The 517-nt window shown below is 72.7% G+C and carries 1 protein-coding gene; it reads right to left on the bottom strand.

Annotation, left to right across the window (positions count from 1 at the left end; translation table 11 throughout):
- On the bottom strand, nucleotides 1-517 hold a 517-nt coding region (locus Q3W71_RS30900; RefSeq protein WP_302923011.1), incomplete at both ends, for an HAD-IIIA family hydrolase.

Raw genomic sequence — 517 nt, 5'->3', positions numbered from 1 at the left:
GACCGCCGCCTGCCGGGACAGGATCAGCTCCACCGCGGCCGGCAGATCCACCGCCACCTGCGGCGCCGCCGCGACCTCCTCCGGCCGGGTCACCGGCGTCGGCACCAACACCCCCGACGCCCCGGCCGCCAACGCCGCCGACATATCCCGCCCGATATCCCCCACCACCACACACCGCGCCGGCGTCGTCCCCAACTCCCGCGCCGCCGCCCACACCAACCCCGGCAACGGCTTACGACACCCACACCCGTCACCGTCATCATGCGGACACACCAACCACGCATCGAACGACCCCAACAACCGCTCGACCCGCGCGTGCACCGCCCGCATCTGCGCCTCGGTGAACAACCCCCGCGCCAACCCCGACTGGTTCGTCACCACCGCCAGCCGCAACCCCGCCGCCCGCAACCGATCCAACGCCACCCGCGCCCCCGGCACCGGCCGCACCTTCTCCGGATCACCGTTGAACGGCACGTCCTCCACCAACGTCCCGTCCCGATCCAGCAACACCGCGTCG

The organism is Micromonospora sp. C28SCA-DRY-2, from assembly GCF_030519475.1.
Classification (GTDB): domain Bacteria; phylum Actinomycetota; class Actinomycetes; order Mycobacteriales; family Micromonosporaceae; genus Micromonospora.
This window is presented reverse-complemented; position numbering and strand designations above follow the sequence as displayed.